Annotated in this window: 17 protein-coding genes; 4 read left to right on the top strand and 13 right to left on the bottom strand. The window is 47.2% G+C overall.

What is annotated here, in order from left to right:
• Positions 1 to 2: 2 nt before the first annotated feature.
• The 7 genes from KP814_RS24880 to KP814_RS24850 are packed head-to-tail and all read right to left on the bottom strand — an operon-like array spanning position 3 to position 5,760.
• Positions 3 to 1,187 (bottom strand): MFS transporter, encoded by a 1,185-nt coding sequence (locus tag KP814_RS24880; protein WP_216739316.1) that lies wholly within the window; start codon positions 1,185 to 1,187, stop codon positions 3 to 5.
• Between the two features lie 16 nt (positions 1,188 to 1,203).
• A complete protein-coding gene (locus KP814_RS24875) occupies positions 1,204 to 1,917 on the bottom strand; it encodes a TSUP family transporter (protein ID WP_216739315.1) in 714 nt (237 codons plus the stop codon).
• Positions 1,918 to 1,940: 23 nt separating this feature from the next.
• Positions 1,941 to 2,762, bottom strand: a complete 822-nt coding sequence (locus tag KP814_RS24870; RefSeq protein WP_216739314.1) for a symmetrical bis(5'-nucleosyl)-tetraphosphatase — start codon at positions 2,760 to 2,762, stop codon at positions 1,941 to 1,943.
• Entirely contained in the window at positions 2,759 to 3,574 is an 816-nt protein-coding gene (locus tag KP814_RS24865) for a nucleoside-diphosphate kinase (RefSeq protein ID WP_216739313.1), read from the bottom strand. Before KP814_RS24865 ends, KP814_RS24870 begins: the two co-directional genes overlap by 4 nt.
• A 5-nt stretch (positions 3,575 to 3,579) precedes the next feature.
• Complete coding sequence (locus KP814_RS24860; RefSeq protein WP_216739312.1) at positions 3,580 to 4,146, bottom strand: histidine phosphatase family protein; 567 nt, start codon at positions 4,144 to 4,146, stop codon at positions 3,580 to 3,582.
• A 49-nt stretch (positions 4,147 to 4,195) separates the two neighbouring features.
• Positions 4,196 to 5,017 (bottom strand): hypothetical protein, encoded by an 822-nt coding sequence (locus tag KP814_RS24855; protein WP_216739311.1) that lies wholly within the window; start codon positions 5,015 to 5,017, stop codon positions 4,196 to 4,198.
• A complete protein-coding gene (locus KP814_RS24850) occupies positions 5,014 to 5,760 on the bottom strand; it encodes a hypothetical protein (protein ID WP_216739310.1) in 747 nt (248 codons plus the stop codon). Before KP814_RS24850 ends, KP814_RS24855 begins: the two co-directional genes overlap by 4 nt.
• Positions 5,761 to 6,790: 1,030 nt before the next feature.
• On the opposite strand from KP814_RS24850, the gene KP814_RS24845 reads away from it, so the two are divergent.
• A complete protein-coding gene (locus KP814_RS24845) occupies positions 6,791 to 7,600 on the top strand; it encodes a hypothetical protein (RefSeq protein WP_216739309.1) in 810 nt (269 codons plus the stop codon).
• An 8-nt stretch (positions 7,601 to 7,608) separates the two neighbouring features.
• Entirely contained in the window at positions 7,609 to 8,166 is a 558-nt protein-coding gene (locus KP814_RS24840; RefSeq protein WP_216739308.1) for a hypothetical protein, read from the top strand.
• Between the two features lie 199 nt (positions 8,167 to 8,365).
• Here KP814_RS24840 and KP814_RS24835 read toward each other — a convergent pair whose 3' ends face one another.
• Entirely contained in the window at positions 8,366 to 9,760 is a 1,395-nt protein-coding gene (locus tag KP814_RS24835) for an SEL1-like repeat protein (protein WP_216739307.1), read from the bottom strand.
• A 1,453-nt stretch (positions 9,761 to 11,213) separates the two neighbouring features.
• Here KP814_RS24835 and KP814_RS24830 point away from each other — a divergent pair.
• The gene (locus KP814_RS24830; protein WP_216739306.1) at positions 11,214 to 11,543 is read left to right on the top strand and encodes a hypothetical protein; all 330 of its coding nucleotides are present in this window, start codon (positions 11,214 to 11,216) and stop codon (positions 11,541 to 11,543) included.
• An 11-nt stretch (positions 11,544 to 11,554) separates the two neighbouring features.
• Positions 11,555 to 12,217 carry a hypothetical protein gene (locus KP814_RS24825; RefSeq protein WP_216739305.1) on the top strand — a complete coding sequence of 221 codons (663 nt, stop codon included), beginning with the start codon at positions 11,555 to 11,557 and terminating at the stop codon, positions 12,215 to 12,217.
• Positions 12,218 to 12,405: 188 nt separating this feature from the next.
• Here the strand turns inward: KP814_RS24825 and KP814_RS24820 are convergent, their stop codons facing one another.
• The 5 genes from KP814_RS24820 to KP814_RS24800 form a co-directional block, all read right to left on the bottom strand.
• Positions 12,406 to 14,238: a retron Ec67 family RNA-directed DNA polymerase/endonuclease gene (locus KP814_RS24820; RefSeq protein ID WP_216739304.1), complete on the bottom strand. Its 1,833-nt coding sequence runs from the start codon at positions 14,236 to 14,238 to the stop codon at positions 12,406 to 12,408.
• A gap of 251 nt (positions 14,239 to 14,489) precedes the next feature.
• Entirely contained in the window at positions 14,490 to 17,558 is a 3,069-nt protein-coding gene (locus KP814_RS24815; RefSeq protein WP_216739303.1) for a hypothetical protein, read from the bottom strand.
• 278 nt (positions 17,559 to 17,836) lie between these two features.
• Positions 17,837 to 18,394: a hypothetical protein gene (locus KP814_RS24810; RefSeq protein ID WP_216739302.1), complete on the bottom strand. Its 558-nt coding sequence runs from the start codon at positions 18,392 to 18,394 to the stop codon at positions 17,837 to 17,839.
• A 36-nt stretch (positions 18,395 to 18,430) separates the two neighbouring features.
• Complete coding sequence (locus KP814_RS24805; protein WP_216739301.1) at positions 18,431 to 18,778, bottom strand: GFA family protein; 348 nt, start codon at positions 18,776 to 18,778, stop codon at positions 18,431 to 18,433.
• A gap of 32 nt (positions 18,779 to 18,810) precedes the next feature.
• Complete coding sequence (locus KP814_RS24800) at positions 18,811 to 19,191, bottom strand: hypothetical protein (RefSeq protein ID WP_216739300.1); 381 nt, start codon at positions 19,189 to 19,191, stop codon at positions 18,811 to 18,813.
• Between the last annotated feature and the right edge of the window lie 54 nt (positions 19,192 to 19,245).

Raw genomic sequence — 19,245 nt, 5'->3', positions numbered from 1 at the left:
TTTCATCCCTCCTGGGTTGCGACTTCTCTTAATTTCACTTCAAGCCTTACATACGAGAGCAGGCTGAATATCAGGGCTGCAACCGCCACCGCGGCAAAAAGATACTTTAAATTATCCCAATCGCCATTAGCGACAAACAGAGAAGCGACAATAGGGCCAAAAAACGAGCCAAAGTTGCCAGTATGAATATAGCCAGACTTAATCTCGATCATGTCATGCTCATTGAAGGCTACCAATGTCACCAGGGAGAAAACTGCGCCTTCAAACACGCCAAGAAACAGAAAATGGATGCAGTAATGGAGCGGAGATAAATTATCCGTATCAAACAGGTAGGCCGCGTTAACGCCAATAAAAACCGCCGAAATAGCGATCATCAATAGCGGAGAGACGTTCCTGCTGATCAAATAAGAAGTCACCAGGACGGAGAGAACCCCAAGGAGGGTGCATATGAAAATAATTGAGGTCGCATAATCAATGCCTTCCGAGGCGTTCTCGGAAAGGAAAGAAGTAATCATGGACACACTTGAGATGTACATCAGCGTAAAGCACAGAAACACTATCATGATGAGCTGATAAGGTCTGTGCGTCAGCAGCCTCTTGTATATGGACAGTCCAAAACCGTCCGTATTCGCCTGGACGGGCGCAGCCTCGGCAGGTTTGTGGTAAACGCTCAGGTAGGCCGCCAGTAAGCAAAGGAGCATGAGTGAGTGCGCCAGGAACACGGCATCCCATGAAAAAATCGAGATAATATAAGGAAAAATAACGTTGGCGGCGGCGAAACCGACCCCAAACACAGCCCCCCATAACGCCATCACGACATTGGTGTTGTTCTTACACACTTTGAACAGGAGCGTAGGAATGGCGATCATCATCAGGATATTAGTGATCCCCTCAACTACCCTCAGAAAAACGAAAGCATATGATTCTGTTGTGAAGTACATCGCCAACGAAGCCAGAGACGCGACCACCAGAGACCGGGTCACAATGACTTCTACGCTTAGTTTTTTAACAAGACTCGCCAGATAAGCTCCAAAGAAAATGCCTATAAAGCTGATCATAGAAAGAATTGAGTTGGCTTCGACGATAGTCATTCCCATGTCTGATGAAAGATAGGGAACAATAATTGGGAACTTCGAGTATTGAAATACAACAACCACTCCCAACAAGAACAAAAAGGCAACCTTCACAAAAGAAACTCCTTTTCTACTTAGTAAACAGTAGGACTAACCCATACGCCATGCACAAACCAGTCACCAAATGATTGTATAGGCCGCTCTTTATATTATTATAAATCAGCTTTCCTACGCTMAAATAAACAGCAACCGCCATGACTGGATAATAGTAATTTAGAGAGCGAATATCCTCGCCCAGGATAGTGAAGATAACAGTTAGCTGCGCTATAGCAAAGATCAAATATCCATACGCTATATTGCTACGCACTTTTCCCTTATCACTGTATAGATTTGAAGCAAGTATGGTAAGCAAAGCGCCTCCCATATTAGTCAATCCATGTATCAGCCCCATAATTGGAATATATGAGAAGAGAAAACGCGAAGCAAGACGGCCCATGAAAGCAGATGCTTTAACAGATAATCTCGAAATAGCCGTCAACACCATTCCCACACCAATCAGCGAGTATAGTACACTGGGCCCATCAAAACTAGCGGAAAAATATATCCCAATAGCAATGGTGGGAATAGATAATAATGGAAGGGTTAATTTCAGTTTATCGATCTGACGCCATGAAGTGCTTACTTGCACCGCACTGATGACTAAAGAGCAAGGTAAAAGTATAATTAACGTCTCTATAAATCCATAGCCCAGCATGAGTAGCGTAGGCGTCCCAAAAACTAACAAACCAACGCCCAATATAGATTGCACGATAGAAAATATTAAAACAACAATAACAATATCCATAACCACACTCCTTTATTTTACATCTATGCATCCGCTTTATAGTCACTCGCCACTTTGGTGACACTTAAATCATCCAAGTTAATTGCGCATAGATTTCCTCCCCAAACACAACCGTCGTCACAACATATGTAATAATCACCAATGGTCAAACCCAGCGCCGCCCAGTGACCAAATACAATCTTGTATCCTGCGTTTCTCTTCACATCTCTACACGCATACCAAGGGTAGAGATAATTGGGTTGAGATCCTGGCGCACTATTGAATAGGGTATTCATTTGGCCATTTTCATCTACAAACTTGACCCTGGTTAGCGCCTGTGCGGTATATATAAGATTTGATTCAAAGTCATTGTTCAGATGATCAGGCAACCCAATGCTATACATCTTGCGGAGAAGCCATTCATACCCATGCTCCGCTACGGATTTCTCCAGTAACATCACCTTTTTCCTGAGCTGACTGACCGGCCAGTTAAGCGGTACGCCCGCGTGCACCACAATGACGGCGCAGCCCTCATCCCAATGAGTAAATTTGGAGTCCTCAAGCCAGGCGACATAGTCCTTAACTCTATGGCTGCGCAACAGCCTCTCCGTGTTATCCAGCTTCTTCGGTGGAGCCAACCCATAGTGCGTCGCCAGAAATTTCAAGTCATGGTTGCCAAGCACCTTAACCACTGCATCGCCATACTCCATAAGCCGTTCTATTACTTCTTCGGAGTCGGGACCTCTACCAACCAGGTCTCCAGTAAGAATGAGCTTGTCGTGGAGTCGGTTGAACTTAATTTCACGGAGCAAACGGTCCAACTCATTCGCACACCCATGAATGTCTCCGATGATATAAGTGCTCATGATTCCCTAACTTCCACTGTACTCCAGACTTTTAACTCTCTCATTAAATCTACCTCCCTGATCCCTTCCTGCTCACAGCCAGACAGATGTATGGCGTTTCTTGATATATTTATATCAATCCCGAATTTATCTTTATTTCTATACAGAAATCCTCTTAAGGAGTCTGGGTGACTTTCTTCCGGGTTCGTACTTCCTTGAAGAAAAAACTTCAATATTTCAAAGGGCGAATCCGAATGAAAAGTAAAGAAGATAGAGCGGCTTTTATCCGATATAAAATGACTAAGCTGAAGCGGGTAAAATCCATTGGCCAGAACTATTCTTCTTCCATCCAGGTCTGCTTCAACAACATAAAGTCCCTCTTCAATACGAACGGCTGGCTCACCACAACGCCAAAGCGCCATTATGTGTTGGCTAGAGTAGCCTAAACTTTGTAACGACAGACTTCCGTATACCTCGCACTCGGAGCCGGATAGCGCAACAATGCGCGTGTACAGCTCTTGATTTGCAGCGAACACATTGGGGGACATGGATGCGTATACATAGGCTTTCTCATATACGCCATTTATCAAGTTATGTTCTTTTAAATATCTGCCTGGGAGAATATGACAGCTGTCAATGCAAACACTGTATTTATCACAAAGCAGGTGGAAGTATGAAAATACCGCTTCGGTATTAATCAAACTATTCGCCAATTCCGGCTTCAAAATTATCAATCCATTTGAATCATCGAAGCCTGATTTTTTGTGTAAATGAGATTTATGCTTGCACTTTATCTCCCTGAAACAACTCTGCAAAAATCCATTTTCACTCATAAAATTTAAGTCACCATTTCCAATGGAAGATGATTACACTCATTAAGCGCATCCATGTGCCATCTAGAGCGACGCCATGTAAGTGTTGTTAATGAGCAATTGTTTATCTTGTAGCAAACGGTGTCTGTACTATGAATCACTCTCAGAATAGTTTTAATCACTCCTCCATGAGTAAATAGAAAGACATCCTTACTTTCATTATTCGTAAGCTGTTTGAACACATCTTCAACAGTGCGCCTGAAATACAGATATTTTTGGCTATCGGAAAGTAACCGCTCATGTTCCGCCGGATGTGCGAAACCTGGCAGCTCGCTCGCCACATGAAAACTTGCTTCCTTCAATCCGGTAGCAATCGAGTAATTAACGCCAGCCGCGTTTATTGTCTGCACAGACCGAATCAACGGACTGCTATAAAACACGTTCTCCGTTTGGTTATCGTTAACGATTGCGGACAGCCTTCCCCCGAGCAGCAGCGATTGCCTGACGCCGAGTTCAGTAAGGGCGCTATCCTTACTGGCGCTCTCTCCTGTTTGCCACTTGGATTGACCATGCCTGATAAGATGTATTTTCATTATCTTCCCAAAGGTCAGCCGGACACGCATCGTGTCCGGCTATCGCCAGTTACTCTATTCCTAACGCTTCAGCCGCGCGCTGATACTTGATGTCATAGATAACCTTTGTTGAGAAACGCTGCTTCAAGCTATCCACCAGATAGTCAATCAGCTCGATAATGCGCACATCTTCAGAGATTTCTTTTTTGATTCTTGGGTATATGGAGATTTCCACTTCCTGGAAGAAAGCCTTTCGTTCTCCATTAATATCCTTTCTGTAATCCATGACTCTGGATCGATCCAATGAGCAACGGAGTACGTCATACTCGTCAATTCGAACAAAGAACGTAGAACGGTTACCAAAGAGAACAACAGCTGGCTCCAGCTCATCGCCAGCGATATTAAACTCTCTGAACAAATACTTACCTGGCTGATCAAGCTCTTGATCCTTGAGTAAGTCTTTTACAATTTTGACGGACTCAGGACTGTATGGAGCCTCCTGAATTTGCTTTTTCTTCTCGTCCTGAAAAACATGACGCCGATCCAGCCTGTTACCATGCTCATTTTCCGGCATTTTAAAAGCGCAGAAAGCATGAGTGACTTTATTGCATGAAGTCCGTAAAAGCGCACCTGTCGGCAAGAGCTTATAATCTTTGGTGTCGTAGTAGACGGCGGTATTTAGAGGCGGATTCTCCCTGACGCCTTCCTTTTCCAGAAAGCGCACGCCGTTGATGTGTTTCGCCGCATCTTCAGCCACGAAGTCCAGCCATTCAAAATACTGCTCATCCGTCACGCCGTTCATATCAACTTTTACAGCAAGTTGATTAAATACGTTATGGCCCTTTTTTACTTCAAATACTGGTTGAGAGTTATCTATCTTCAGACTTTTCATGCTGATTCCAAAATCCTTCTTAGTTTATTTTCCAATTGCGCCGGGCTCATCATAGGAGTGTTATGCTCCTTGCCACGATCGGGGTAGAACGTGTTATAGGTATTTGTGAACTCCCTTTCTCTTGGGCCGCGCAGCACAAAGGTGCATAACGCTTCACCTTTTTCAGGAAAATTAACTCTGTGTGTAACGAGGTAATTCAGATAGTAGGTTTGTCCCTTAACATATTCCGTTTTAGCGATCTTGTTCAGTTGGGCTTCGCTTTCAAAATCACAGGTATGAATATTTCCTGTCTTTGAAGGCATATACTTATATTTACGGAATGTTTTCAGCTCTACTGACTCTTCATCCGCCTCAATGAAATTATCAGAAGAGAGTTTTCCTCTGAAAATATGAGACCAAAAGCTGAATCGATGATTATGAACCAACTCTTCATGCCTTTTAGAGTCGTCCAGATTTGGGTTCCAATTGTGTAGGGTCAACCTGTACCCTCTTGGGTCAGGGTTATCTACTAGTACTATTTTGTCGAAGTGATTGACGTGCTCGTATGAACGGCCCGCGATTTTCTCCAACAATTCTTCAGAGTCCAGAATCTCCAGCAGCATACGCTCTGGGATATTTTCTTTAACAAGCCCCTTCATAAAATCCAGGTTAGACTTTATGGCCTCGTCATTACTCACATCCTTTGGTAGGTCAAGTAGTCTTTCGGCTACTTCATCTATAATTGATAGCTCTGTTAACTGCACAATATTCCCTTAACTTAACATTGGCGCTTTATTATTTAAAAAAATAAAACGCTAGCTTACCTACATCCATATTCAAAAATATGGCGTCCATAGATATCCGCATCAGCAGCGGACGGAGTGTATTAGATATAAATTCCTTATATAAAAAGGAATTCAATATGTATTATTATCATCTCCTTCGTGAAGCGTAATGTCCCTGCTTCGTCAATGAGTGCATTATATAAAAGCGTAACGACACATCAGTGCAATGACGCTAAATTTATGTGATTTTTGTTATTATTTTTTATGCATCTTTATGCCTTCATCTATATAAATGAAGGCAAGCATTCGAGATGTACAGGATTTGGAAGGAGCAGCACAAAACTTGCCCAAGCTTGTTGCTTCCTCAAGGAGGAACCAGCAAAAAGGCTAGAACGACTTATTAGAATTAAGCACTGAGTCTGTCAGCCACGTGACGATGTTTTTCAGGCGAACGTCACCCCGGAACGAATCTTAGTAAAATCTCTCCAACTTTCCCGATGCAGCGCAAATCAAAGCGTGGACTTCACTCGCTGACGGCCGATGCGTGTAGCCAATACCTATCAAGAGCAGAACCGAAGACGCTGACATCAATACCGTCAGCCCAGCTCCTACGCCAAAGAGAGCAACCAATGTTCCCGCCAGTATTGGAACTGCCATAGTTCCAAACGTATTAATCCGTTGAATGAGACTGTTAGCACGAGAAAAAAAACGCAAGAACAATAAGCCGCAACATGCTGGTGTTAACCGGCATCCGAATTATTTCTTCAGACAATCAATCTATTACTTTCACCAAACATGCCCCCATCTCCTTTCATCACCCACAGATTTAAATACCACAACAATATATCCGCACAGAGATTCGATAATAAATTACTGAATAGTTCAAAAGCTGGCTTTCTATACATTGTATTTTAAAGGCAACATAATAGGGCTTTCCATTTATGATAAGCCCAATGAATATCGATGCGATGGGCTCCGAAAATACTATGAAGCGTTACCCTTTTCACTAATGAAGAATTCTTTCAGTCCAAAGTGGAAGCAAGGCGAACCTGAGCAAGGAGGGGTTTATTACGTACTCGCCGTTCAGTATCCAGCAGGCCTCGTTTACGACATTAGTTTCCGGCAGACTGACCCTGGTGGCGACAGCTATTGGGTCGGTTTCGACTCTTGCGCTGCGAGAACACTTGCCTGGATGCCCGTCGCTGAGGCTATTGCGCTGCTTACAAGCGTACTCGATCCATCAGAGAAGGAAGAAAGCCCGGGGGCTATCATCCAGTGGCGATACGGAGAGCCTGACCGTAACATCTCCTCTCTGGCGGCCCTCAGATATATGTACGATGTCATAAAATGGGATGATGATTACGGCTGGAGCGTACCCTTATCCCACTGTGACGCTCACATTCCGCTTCGGGATTTTCTCGTGGAAGTGAGTAAACACATTCCGTATAACCTGGCGGATAGTAATCATAGCGCCACCATGAAAGCCGTGTTTCTTCCCGACGAACTCATTGCACAATTAAAAGCCATCGCCGAGAGCGAAAACTATCCTGAAGTGACGCGTATTCTAAACAAGCCCCCACCCAGTGATATGGAAACGGCTGACACTATGACTGCGATTAGCCTTACCCGTGAGGAAGCTCAAGCGCTGGCAAATGTAGCGATAGTTGAGCATATGAAGGCGGAGTTGAAGTATCCCTACTGGAGTGATGACCATCCCAAGTATGATGAGGCTCATGAAAACGAGTTCTTTGAAATCCAGGCAGGCTTATTTGGGAAGCTCATTCATTACTTAAATGAATTTGGTATCAAAACAAGATAATGACATCAATGAAAGCCGTTAGTTTTTCTGTTCTCATGCTTGTTACGCCTGTCGCTTTTTGTGCTGAAGAAGCCCAGTGCCACTATAAAGCTTCGTTTGTTAAGGAGGCGGCCGTAACAGATAGCAGTGTGGCGCTTTCACACTGGAGCACAGAACGAGACAGAAAAAGTGATGAATATATAAAAAAGCTTTATCTTGTGTATAAAAATGGCGATATCGCCGTTATAGAACACAAATACTGTGACATGTATAACTTTGAGGTCAGCTATTCTTTCTCCAGCCAGAATCCAGCCCCCACAAGCCAGTCCATTGGGCAAATCATCGAAAAGCATGCTCAATACGCTCAGCTCACGCCAACCTATTCGCCCTCGCTGAGCAGCATAGTGACATCGGAGTTGGAGAAAAACGCTTTTGATGGTCAAAAGCCTCTCTCACTTGGGTTGCCTCAAGAACCACTCACCTTCGACGACTTTGTCGAATACAGCGTTTCCTTTTTGCCGAATAAAGAAAGCAACATCCTGCAATCAAGCCTGAGCTTTTATATGGGCATTGGCGGAGCTGATTAAGCCCGATTTTGGGGGTATGAAGTGGCGGCTCTGGGGCGCTGTTGGATGACGCTTTGCTTATCCAACCTACGGTGATTGGGAGTTAGAGACTACGTAGTGCTCGTCAGCGGATTGGATAAGCCCAAATAAAGAAAAACGCCCTGCCTATCGTAGAGGTTCAGGGCGTTTTCAGGATTGAGCAATGTCAGCGGCTTAGTAGTTAACTCCCGCTTGGCAGTGGGGCGCCAATGGGTTGCATGTCGAGGAGGATATTTTTTGCTTCTTCTTTCCATTGCAGAGGCAACGAATAGTTGGGGAATCTGAGCGCTAGAACCGCCCCCTCATTGAGTAGAGCGCGCACGTTTTCCGGCATTTCCTGGTCCAGTTCAGCGCAGCCTTCGGCGTTTACTAAACCACTGAAAGCAAGCGATTCAACTTCGCCCAGTGCTTTGTGCGCTTCCAAACGCCAGCTCGAATTTTCTCCGATGTTGAATTGCTCTCCATGAGGCTGACTGAATCCCAGTCCGCAGGCCTTTAGAATGATCGGCAGTGCGGGGAGAGGCTTAGCTGTTCGTTTTTGATCACGCAAGAATTTCCCCCACATCAAGCGGGCTTCAGGCGAGTTCAGCGATATGTAGTTATAATCATCCGGCTTGCGTAGGGCCTCCAGCCGTTTGAGGCCTTGTTCCAGCTTATCTATGTCGGTTTCGTATCTGAGTTCCTCTTCCAACAGACTTCTGGCGGGCTGGCGGGCCGCTTCCAGCCCTAGCAGGGCGGCTTTCTCGTAGTGAATCAACGCCTGTTCTCTATCGCGCTCTTCCTGACCCCATCCCATTTCCGCGATGCGAGCCAGATGATAGTGGGCCACCGGCTCGTCCTGCGCCGCGCTTTTGCTGAAGGCGGATTGGGCTTCCGCGTAGTTTTTCTCATCAAGCATTAGCACCCCGTAGTTGGTCCATGCCTGCCTGAGGCCTCTGTCCATCCCCTTCTGCAGCCACTCCACCGCCTGCTTTCTCAAGGCGGACGAGTCAAAACCATCACGTTCTCCCGGCAATAGATGCCTGGACATCTGGTAAGCGCGCACATATTGCCGGGAAGCTTCGAAGTCATATCCTGCGTCCGGCGTCAATTCATGCGCCTGGGCGTAGTAATCGCCGGACTTGAGAATATTGGGAAGCACGCCCGCCACGGCGTACACAGAGGTAGGATCGGGCTCGTTATACGCAGCCGCGAGGTTAATATAGGTAGGCATCTTCAACCCCCGCTCCAATGCTTCCTGCAAAAGCGGAATAGCGGCCTTGGGTCGCTTGGCGTCAATCTCCATCACGCCCAGATTATGGCTGGCTCGCGCAGAGCCTTTCTCACGAGCCTGTTGATAAAAAACACGAGCCTGCTCGCGGTCCTCCTTAACGCCTTTTCCCAAGTCGTAAGCTTTACCAAGCAAAAACAGAGCGTCTGCGTCGCCCTTGGCCGCCGCTTCATGAGCCTGAGAAAAGAATTCTTCATACTGCCCGCTCTTGAACAACTCTTCCGACGTTGCAGCTAGGGCGGAACGCCCGCCGGCGCCACTAATCAGTAATCCACACAGCAGTCCGGCCAAATAGTGTTTTTTCATATGAGGTTGTAAAAGTATTACTCGTTGAGTGATGGGAGATCAGGCTCCAGAAAATGGAGAAGCGCTGTGATGTTATCCGAGCGTCTTCCCGAAAGAAATATAGCGATAACAACGCCTAAAGTCCGTCGTGGAAAGAAACAAACAGGCATCACCGGAAGGCGAAAAACGTATCGCGACAAGTGAGAAAAACTGTTGGATGGCGCTTCGCTTATCCAACCTACGGTGACTGGGGGTTCAGAGCATCAATGCTTTACGCCGTAGCTCTCGCCAAGCGGATTGGATAAGTCCGAATTCACAAATATGCCTTGGAAGGTATCTAGTTCCGTTCTGAATATTGGGAAACAGCCAGCCTTGGATTCGTCGAAGGCGATTCGTAAATTGGCGCCCAGTTTGGCGAAAAAAACTATCATTTTTCTTTCCCCGAACACAAGATGAGATGATCTAAGCGCTATATCCATATATAAATCTAACAATATATTATTAGCTAGTTACCAAGCTGGCTTTCTATACATTGTATTTTAAAGACAACATAATAACGCTTTCTATTTATGATAAGCCCGGTGATCAATGGGCCGCAAAAATATTACAAATTATCACCTATTTCGCTAATGATAGTTTCTTACAGTCCAAAATGGATGCAAGGCGACCCCGAGCGAGGAGGGGCTTATTATATTCTCGCCGTCCAGTATCCAGCAGGCCTCGTTTACGACATTAGTTTCCGGCAGACTGACCCTAGTGGCGACAGTTATTGGATCGGTTTCGATTCTTGCACGGCGAGAATACTTGCCTGGATGCCCGTCTCTGAGGCTATTGAGCTGCTTACAGGCGTATGCGATCCATCAGATAAGAAAGAAAGTCCGGGAGCTATCATCCAGTGGCGATACGGAGAGCCTGACCGTAACATCTCCTCTCTGGTGGCCCTCAGGTATATGTACGATGTCATAAGATGGGATGAGGATTACGGCTGGAGCGTACCCTTATCCCACTGTGACGCTCACATTCCCCTTCATGACTTTCTCGTGGAAGTGAGTAAGCACATACCATACAACTTAGTGGATGAGTTTCAATAACAGAGTTAAATAATTATGAGCGCAGTATTTTCCTCCTTCGAACTCATTGTTCATCTACTAGCTAGTAAAAGAGTGCAAACTATCAGGAACTTACGCGCATTCTCAGTAGACTTTCACCATAATGCAGAGCTAAAGTTCTCATATTCGAATGGTGGCTATCCCAATGAAGAGGAGTTTCGTGAGGAATAAAGGGGATTATTGGACATAATAGTAACAAGCTCCGTAATACTGGCATAAAGCCTTAACTTTTTAAGCGACACCAATTGTCGCATTAATGTATAGAATGCTATGTATTGACTTATATGGTATATGGACCTCTGGTCACTCGCGTCTATACAATGGAAACAGATCAGACTTATTGTCATTAATTAGAGGAGAAGTCTATGAGACTTGTATCAGCTTGGATTATTCATCATAAAGCTTCTATGAGTGAGCATTCACCCATGAATTTAGATGGCTCCGAGTATATAGTCGGTATTGTAGTTGTTCCCGCATCTTCGATGAGAGAAGCACTTGACGTTTTTGACGAATACCTTAGCGAAAATGAAATGCAGGTCATGGATATATGGAAATGCGAGAAGTATGACCCAAGCAACTTCAAAGAACTAACAGAAGAGAGCAAAGAAATAAGGGATGTTTCCATAGAAGTACTTGAGTCAGGGGAAGCAGAATTCGTAACCGGTGAAAGCTCTAAGGTTTTTGAAGATAAGTAAAGGAGATAATGGTGAGTAATAATGGAGCAATGTCTATTGCAGAAGGAAGGTACGAGTATAAAGTTGATGTCTCTTTAATTCTTAATAATGGTAAAAGAAAAAAAGACTTTATACTTAGAACTTGTCTAGATTCGTATTCGCTTTGGAAAGCCAAATATGCTAAGAGTGGCTCGCCTTTCCAGACATTTATAAAAGGAACTTTAAAGGAAGCAGCAATTATTGACAATGAGGTTTGGGTTTTCGGCGTAGATGCAACAAAGGCGAATGATATTGTTATTGCAGTTAAAACAGCCATGAACTACTTCAGAGTATCCGCGGAAAGCATTATACAGGACATCTATGTAAAGAACTTAAACTCTGAAGGCGAAGATTCAATACTTAAGCAAGCATTAGTAGATGCAAACAAAAACCTTTATTCTAATGTTTGTAAAGCTATCAGAGCAGCCGCTGCGGAACTCGGCTGTAGCAACTCTCTCAACTTTTGGGTATTTAGCAATCATACAAACATAAAGATACCCAAAGGGAGCCTTCATGATGCTCTTAGACAAGGTGGAGCAGAGTCTGTTGCTAGCGATGCTGAAGAAAACTTGCACCGGTTTTATGTTGGAAGCAACTCTGGCGGAAGAGGACCTAAATTTAAAACAAGCCTTCACTTGGCGGTACTAAAGGTTTAGTTAAGTGATCATGACGGCTAATCTATAATCAATATAATAGAAGTAAACTTACAAAAAACCTTCTCTTATTAACATATAGATTAGCCCATTGAAAATTTCAGATATGGCATCCAGCACTATCGCAGGGCGCTTCCCCTATTCCACTCATCCGTTCTTTTATTTTGTCAAATGGTTACAAACGAAACTATCTACTTGATAGTTTCATAATGATCTATCACCGCTACAACTCTGTCTAAAAGAGATGTGAATTTTGAAAAATCGATAGACTTCCTTTGAAATTTTACGATGTTTCTGGCGAAAGCTTCTTTACTCAAATCCTTGGTTTCGTCTCTATTATCCACTGTATTAAAGTATTTTCCGTTAAATTTTCTAAGTCTATCCTCGTCCTTAAAGAAAAATTCAATATCCGTATCTTTATCGGCTTCAGATCGAGGGGTAAGAACCAAATATAAGTTCTTCATTAAGTGAGTGAAATCAGCTTTTCTAACATCTTTTACTTTTTCAATTTTAGGTGGAAAAACACTTGCCTCACCCAATCCATTCACTCTACTTATAATATCTTTTGGACCGCTATCATTATCAACAAATACAATAACAGGGTGCCTTGGTTTCGGGGCTTTATACATCTCAAAATTATCTTTATAGCTGTCAATAAAACCTTTTAAATAGTCCGCCCCTCCATAAAGCTCAAGTAGAAAACGCGTTCTTTCTGTATAGCTGACAAAATGGCATAGTAGTTGATAAGGATTCTCTATTGCCAATTTTGGATATGACGCGGCCAAAGACTGAATGGCAGATTTTAGATATATATTATCTGTTTTTCCTTCTGTAAGGATAGTCGGCTTGTCATTTGCGTAAAATAGCCTATAAAATAAAAATTGACTAAATGTTTTTTCTCGAGCGCTGAATAAATAGCGCCGAGCCTTCAGTGAATCTCTACCTTTTACTTCTCTCTTTAACTGATACTTAGGGTTCAATGCCGGTTTTTGCCTTAGTCTATTATAATGGTCAAGCTGATCGATAAAGTTAAGCTTACCCTCTAATGCATTAATATTTCCTTCAATATCTTTACCATCAACCACCATCGTAAAGGCTCCAATATTAAACAACCAATGGCACTGAGCCCGAACTGTTCGCCAATACTCTTTCTTCACGTTGGGCTTTTGATTTACTACCAGCCCTGTCACATCCTGCCGTGAGTCTCTATATAGTATCCGTGTTTTTCTATCATTCAAGGAAAATCCAGAACGCTGGATCTCGGATTTTAGCCGCTTCCCAGGAGTATATATGCCATCATCTTCTCGCATAAGCTGAGGAGGAAAAATTCGTTCTCGTGTCGAAAACGTAATATCATCGGCATAGCGGCTATAAGTGCATGAATACTTTTTAGCTAGCCGAGCCAGCCTGATGTCAAGAGAATGAGCTATAAGATTGGTAATAACAGGAGAGCATGGGCTACCTTGGGGAAGCTGGTTGTCATAACAGGCTATCTGGGCAATTGTCGTCGCTATAGTAGGGTCAAGTTTGAAGTATTCATTTTTAATAAAAAAACCACGAACTCGACCAAAGTTAAAACTCTGAAAAAAATCCTTCAAGTCAATATTTAAGACATTCTTTTTTCCGAGATGCATCATAGAGTTAGTAATAATTGAGCGCTGACGCTCAAATCCATGTGATAGCGACGGCTGTTTTACTCTCGCACTATTGCATTTAACCTTGAGTGTCTTCGAATGCTCGGCTTTTGGTGAAACCAACTCTGATTTTGGGAATTTCTCTTTATTAATTTCATCAAGGCAGTCTAAGAGAAGAGTAGACAAAGCGGACTGGATATATTTCAGCTCTTTTTGGGGAGCTTTTATATATCTTTTACCTCCCGCCTTTTTTGGAATCGAGAACTTACAATACTGGCTACTCACACCACGTACATAGAGAGTGTACGTCAAGAAAGAGGGGCGAATACCTAATAAATTTGCAAGCTGAGGTCTACTCACCACAGCCCTTAGATTTTCCAGTCTACTCATATTCTTTCTTTAATTTAAGAAGGCTTATGGGCACTCTTACGCACAGACCAAGTACTATTCAGTCACGTGTAAAAGCCTGTCAAGAGCAATTCTCTCGGACATTGTTTTCACAGATCGCGAATCGCGACCCAAAATCTGCCCATAAGCCCATTTTTAAAGTAGTAGAGCCTTACTGAGAATTCAATTTCTCTTCCTTTTTGACTTCTTCTTAGCCAGCGCCATCATTTTTTACGTCCTAAATAAAGGGAGTATCAAAACCCACTAACCTTCATACTCTTCAACACCAACTTCCAGTTCTCCATCTGGGTTCCTTCCAGGTTCAGTCTGCTGACCATGTAGTACAGACGCTGTGTGGCCGCGCCGTTGGGGGCGGTGGTGAAGCGTTGTTTTAGCCAGTAGGGGGGGATGGATTGGTAGTAGAGGGTGGCTTTTACGCTGAGGGCGCCGGTGTTGACGCCGGATGGCAGGGTGACTTTGTAGGTCAGTGCGTCCTGGCCTTTGAAGCCGGGGCCCTGGTCCTGGTAGTCCGGGTCGTCGCCGACGCCGTGGGGGTCGGTGGAGGCCATGAATTGCTCCATCACCTGCCCTTCGGGTTTGAATACGGTGGAGACGCGCCAGCCTTTGGGTAGCAGGCGGTTGTCTTTGGGGCTGTAGACGCGGTGGACGAAGCTGGTGGTGAATTCGTGTTGCGCGTTCTGGTTCAGCTCTTCGTAGATCTGCACCTGATTCTCACGGGTGATCAGCTGATAGTGCGGCTGATAGGCGTCCGGGCTGGGCAGGAACTCGGTTTTCAGGGGAATGCCTTTGCCGTCCACGATCACGCCAACGGAATTGGTGCGGCCGGAGCCCCACACCACTTTGTCGCCGTCCATCACCAGAAACTCCAGGAAGGCGCGGCGGAAGGCCACGCCGCTGGGGAAGCGGTGGCCGGTTTTGTTGGTGAGGGTGACGTTGGCGGTGAGCACGCCGTTGCTGACGCCCTCCACTTTCACGTCGATGTCCACCGTCTCCTTCTGCGCCTGCAGAATCATATTGTCGATGGCCAGATCCACGCCGTTGTCAGCGCCGGTCATGTAGTCGGTTTTATCTACGCCGAGAATCTCAGGGAACTGGTCGAACATCTCCAGCAGGAACACATTCAGACCTACATGCTCGTGACGGTTGTAGTCCGGACGCAGGGGGATATCGATGTCTTCCAGCGGCAGGGTGTGCTCTGCGGCTGGATAGTTGGCGTCCTGAATCGTGGCGACCTGGGTGACGAGCTGATCAATATCGATGCTGCCGTCCAGAGTTTCAAATCCGCCCGGCATATGGCAGCCCTGACAGCTCTTGAAGTCCGAGTTGGGGTCGTTTTCACCTTGGGCGAAAGCGCTGTTCTGCCATTCCAGGAAGGTAGCCTGCTCGATGGTATGAGAGTAATCCTTAAACGCCGGATTGGTTTCGGCTGCGTCCAGCACCGGGTAGGGATTCTGGGTCATGCCGATATTGGGCAGGTTAATGGTGTGGCAGGTGCCGCACATCTGCGAATCCTTCATGAAGCCGTTGTGCACGGGCTTCACGCCCAGCACGTCTTCCATGGGGCGGGTGGAAACATCCTTGAACGGGCCGTAATACTCATCATCCGGTCCGCGTTCGAAGCGCCCGGTGGAATTGTGGAACAGGCCAAACGCCAGTTCTTTCGGCGTCAGGGGCGTCAGCCAACCTGGATTGGTGGGATTCCAGCTCGACACCTGCTCGGCGGAAGGCTCGTTGATGTGATGACACACCACGCAGCTAATGCCTTCCCGCGCCAGCTCGCCATATTTGTGATAGGCGTAGTCCGCGGGTTTCGGCTCCGCGGCGGAGAGCACCTGGGTGAGATAGAAATAATCCACCTTGAAGTTGGGATCGAGGGCCGGATCGACCGCAGCGTCGATTTCCAACTGACGCTGCCCCATGGCGCCGTGGCAGCTCAGACAGGTGTTGGTGATGGCGGTTTGCGTATCGGCGACGCTGCCTTTCAAGGGCGTCGGGGTCATCATTCCGTCCGCCGCCACATACGCCATTTCGCTTTCCAACTGCGCATGGAAAATGGGATCGCGTCCGGCCAGCCCCATGGGCGACCAACGCCACTCCCCGTACTCGGAGACATTAAAGCCTTCGCCGTAATTAGGACCGGTCTGCAGAAACATGGTGACGCCATATGGCAAGCCGCCCAGGCCGCCATGACAACCCAGGCAGTTACTGGAGGTGATGAACGCTTCCGCGCCATCGGGACCGGGCACGACATGGTCGGCCCACTGCGACGGGAAAGGTCTCACCTTTAGATAGACGCTGCGCGCCAACTCCGGAAACTGCTTCAGGAACGCGCTGTTCGGATTAGGCAGGGCTTCGTTCTTCATCGGCAGCGCGGAGAGCTCCGCCTGCCCCATATGCTGGCTGAGGAAGGCCTGCAGACCGGGTACTTCAGAGTCTTCCCAGGGGCGTTGCAATTCAGGAATTTCAAACACCGACTGGGCGTAGGGATCGTCTTTCAACAAAGACAGGGGGTAACTGCTCAGATGATCGGGACTGCGCCAGGACGTATCGACGAAAAAGCGCAGGGGATATTCTTCCGGCAAGAAGCCTTCAACATTGCGCAGTGCGCTGAAGGTGAACATATTTTCCGCCGAACCGTGACAGCGCAGGCAGGGCGCGCCGAAACTGGAGTACGGCGCGTGGCTGTAGTTGTCCAACTGGCTGTCCACCGCTTCCGCAATGGTCTGCCCTTCTCCCGCGCCGCTGGGTCCCGCCCAGAACCAGCCATCCTTGGAGCCGGCTTTATCACGCACCATCACCGACCAGGCGGTGAGCAGCTTGCCGAGCATGGCTTCATAGGCGTCGGGGTCGGCCTGATATTTGGGGTCTTTGGCGAGGTCTTGATAGAGCACGCCGGGCGCGGTGTACATCTCCTTGACGATCATGGCGCCGTCGGGGATATCGCCCTGGCGGCCGCCCTCCAGCCAGCGCATGACCTCCGGCGAGTAGAAGATGCGCACGGCGGGATGGGTGCCGAAATATTCGTTGCGGATGAAGGGGCCGGTGTCGCGCACGCCCTTGTCGTGCTTCCAGCCGAGCTTTTTGTAATCGAATTTCAGTAGCCAGGTGTAGAGGACTTTTTCGTAGTCCCGCAGAGGCATGCTGGTGGGTAACGGGAGATCGGCGGGTTGACCGTCGGACTGACTGGCGGATTGCGACCTGGGCGGGGAGCTGGCTCCCGACTCCGGCGTACGACAGCTGGTGAGCAGCAACGACAGGCAAACAGAAACGCCGCCGACGAGGGTCAGAACATCCTTACGCATAGCAACCTCCTCGCTATGTGAGCGCAACGCGACGGTCAACGCCGACGTCACGGCTCCTTTGCACCCATGGCAAACACTTTTTATCCCGACAACGCGCCGTTGCGGGGCCAGTCGCGCTTCATCCGATGCATCCCCCCTCCAGGATGTCGGCGACCTGACATTACAAAAGTTTTAGACCATGTTTGAGATTACGCAAGGCGGGAGATAACGGGGAAAAGGTGGGGAGGCCCCGCCGCGCAGAGCGAAGAAAATGCGCGGCGAACGGCCTGGGGAGGCGCTTACTCGTAGTCGACGGCGGACGGATTTCTTTCGAAATAGCGTTTGTAGAAATTTATGTAGTTGTTGTTGACTTTCATGGCGGTGATTTCGTCATAGCCCAGTTCCGTCGCTTCGTCGTCCCACAGTCCTTCACCGTCGAAGCCGTTGGCGAGCACGTAGTCGTCGCTCACTTCCGCCAGTTTACCCATCAGGAACATGGGGTCCTGGGGATTTTCGTCTTCCAGAATCAGGTAATCATAGCGTTGTGCCAGGGTGGACAAGGTCGTGCGCCAGTTGCTCAGGTCGCATTGGATGTCGAACTCCACCTTCTCGTAGAGCCCCTCTTCCTTCAGCATTTGCGTTTGCAGGATGTTGATTGCACCCATGTAGACGTCGGTGATGTCGCCCATGCGAATCACCATCAAACCGTCGAGGTTGAAGTCATACACGTACTGCAACAGCACCAGCTCATCGGAGTAATCCAGCACGAACGCCTGCAGGCAGTTTTCGTCCACTTCATCCCTCTCGATGGAGACCAGGGTTCCGTTTTCTTTGGCTTCTTTGATTTCTTCCAGCATAAGTTTTCTCAATGTTAGCGAGGACAGGCGCGTGAGTTATTTCGAGCGCCCGTCGTAGTGATTCACTTTTAACGCGTCCAGATCCACCCCTTCCAGACAGCGGGCGTTAATCGCCGCCATCTTGGCGCCGGAGGGGTCGGTTCCCTCTCCGAAGGGATGAATGCCGCAGCTAGGGCAAAACCGATGCTGGATAACGTGTGTGTTGAAGGTATAGGTGCTCATGGCGTTCTCCCCGGACGTCAGCGTCAACTGCGACCGCGGCACAAACCACAACAACGACCCTTTACGGGAACAAATGGAACAATTACACGCCAAAACTTCCGTCAGTTGGCCTTCGACTTCAAACGCGATATTGCCGCAATGACAACTGCCTTTGTAGTTCATAGTGGCTCCTTGGGTTGTGTTGCGATCAATCTCTATTCAGTTTTCCAGCCAGACGTTGCGCAACGCCCGGATGTACACGGAATGAGGTTCGTCTTCATCCACATTTCGTCTTTATCCAAATAAAGAACGCCATCCTCCTGCAAAACGCCTTCCTGAACAAGTGTTGCGATGACAGCATCGGTGCGATCGGGGTAGGCGAGATAATCTTTACGCTGACCGGAGCGAAACGGCCAGTCGTCATAGGTGTCGGAAACAAACTGAATGTCGTCGCCGATGTTATTCATCAGATACCAGCACACCAGGGACGCCGAGACGGGATGGCCGACGATTTCATTTTGCGTACTGACGGGAAGATGGGCGAACGTGATGCGTTCTTTCTTGGTCTGGTTGATAAGTTCGTAACCGACGGACATAGGCGCTCTCGTAAAGATTGTTCTGGCAGGCGGAGCTTCCCCCACCCCGCTTCC

It is taken from the genome of Hahella sp. HN01, from assembly GCF_018986435.1.
In the GTDB taxonomy this organism is placed as follows: domain Bacteria; phylum Pseudomonadota; class Gammaproteobacteria; order Pseudomonadales; family Oleiphilaceae; genus Hahella.
This window is presented reverse-complemented; position numbering and strand designations above follow the sequence as displayed.

What these genes read in the sequence shown, in the direction of transcription:
- KP814_RS24805 (WP_216739301.1), bottom strand. Translation starts at nt 18,778, where the DNA reads ATGAACTACAAAGGCAGTTGTCATTGCGGCAATATCGCGTTTGAAGTC.
- KP814_RS24815 (WP_216739303.1), bottom strand. Translation starts at nt 17,558, where the DNA reads ATGCGTAAGGATGTTCTGACCCTCGTCGGCGGCGTTTCTGTTTGCCTG.
- KP814_RS24835 (WP_216739307.1), bottom strand. Translation starts at nt 9,760, where the DNA reads ATGAAAAAACACTATTTGGCCGGACTGCTGTGTGGATTACTGATTAGT.
- KP814_RS24840 (WP_216739308.1), top strand. Translation starts at nt 7,609, where the DNA reads ATGAAAGCCGTTAGTTTTTCTGTTCTCATGCTTGTTACGCCTGTCGCT.
- KP814_RS24830 (WP_216739306.1), top strand. Translation starts at nt 11,214, where the DNA reads ATGAGACTTGTATCAGCTTGGATTATTCATCATAAAGCTTCTATGAGT.
- KP814_RS24845 (WP_216739309.1), top strand. Translation starts at nt 6,791, where the DNA reads ATGAAGAATTCTTTCAGTCCAAAGTGGAAGCAAGGCGAACCTGAGCAA.
- KP814_RS24855 (WP_216739311.1), bottom strand. Translation starts at nt 5,017, where the DNA reads ATGAAAAGTCTGAAGATAGATAACTCTCAACCAGTATTTGAAGTAAAA.
- KP814_RS24800 (WP_216739300.1), bottom strand. Translation starts at nt 19,191, where the DNA reads ATGTCCGTCGGTTACGAACTTATCAACCAGACCAAGAAAGAACGCATC.
- KP814_RS24860 (WP_216739312.1), bottom strand. Translation starts at nt 4,146, where the DNA reads ATGAAAATACATCTTATCAGGCATGGTCAATCCAAGTGGCAAACAGGA.
- KP814_RS24820 (WP_216739304.1), bottom strand. Translation starts at nt 14,238, where the DNA reads ATGAGTAGACTGGAAAATCTAAGGGCTGTGGTGAGTAGACCTCAGCTT.
- KP814_RS24865 (WP_216739313.1), bottom strand. Translation starts at nt 3,574, where the DNA reads ATGAGTGAAAATGGATTTTTGCAGAGTTGTTTCAGGGAGATAAAGTGC.
- KP814_RS24810 (WP_216739302.1), bottom strand. Translation starts at nt 18,394, where the DNA reads ATGCTGGAAGAAATCAAAGAAGCCAAAGAAAACGGAACCCTGGTCTCC.
- KP814_RS24870 (WP_216739314.1), bottom strand. Translation starts at nt 2,762, where the DNA reads ATGAGCACTTATATCATCGGAGACATTCATGGGTGTGCGAATGAGTTG.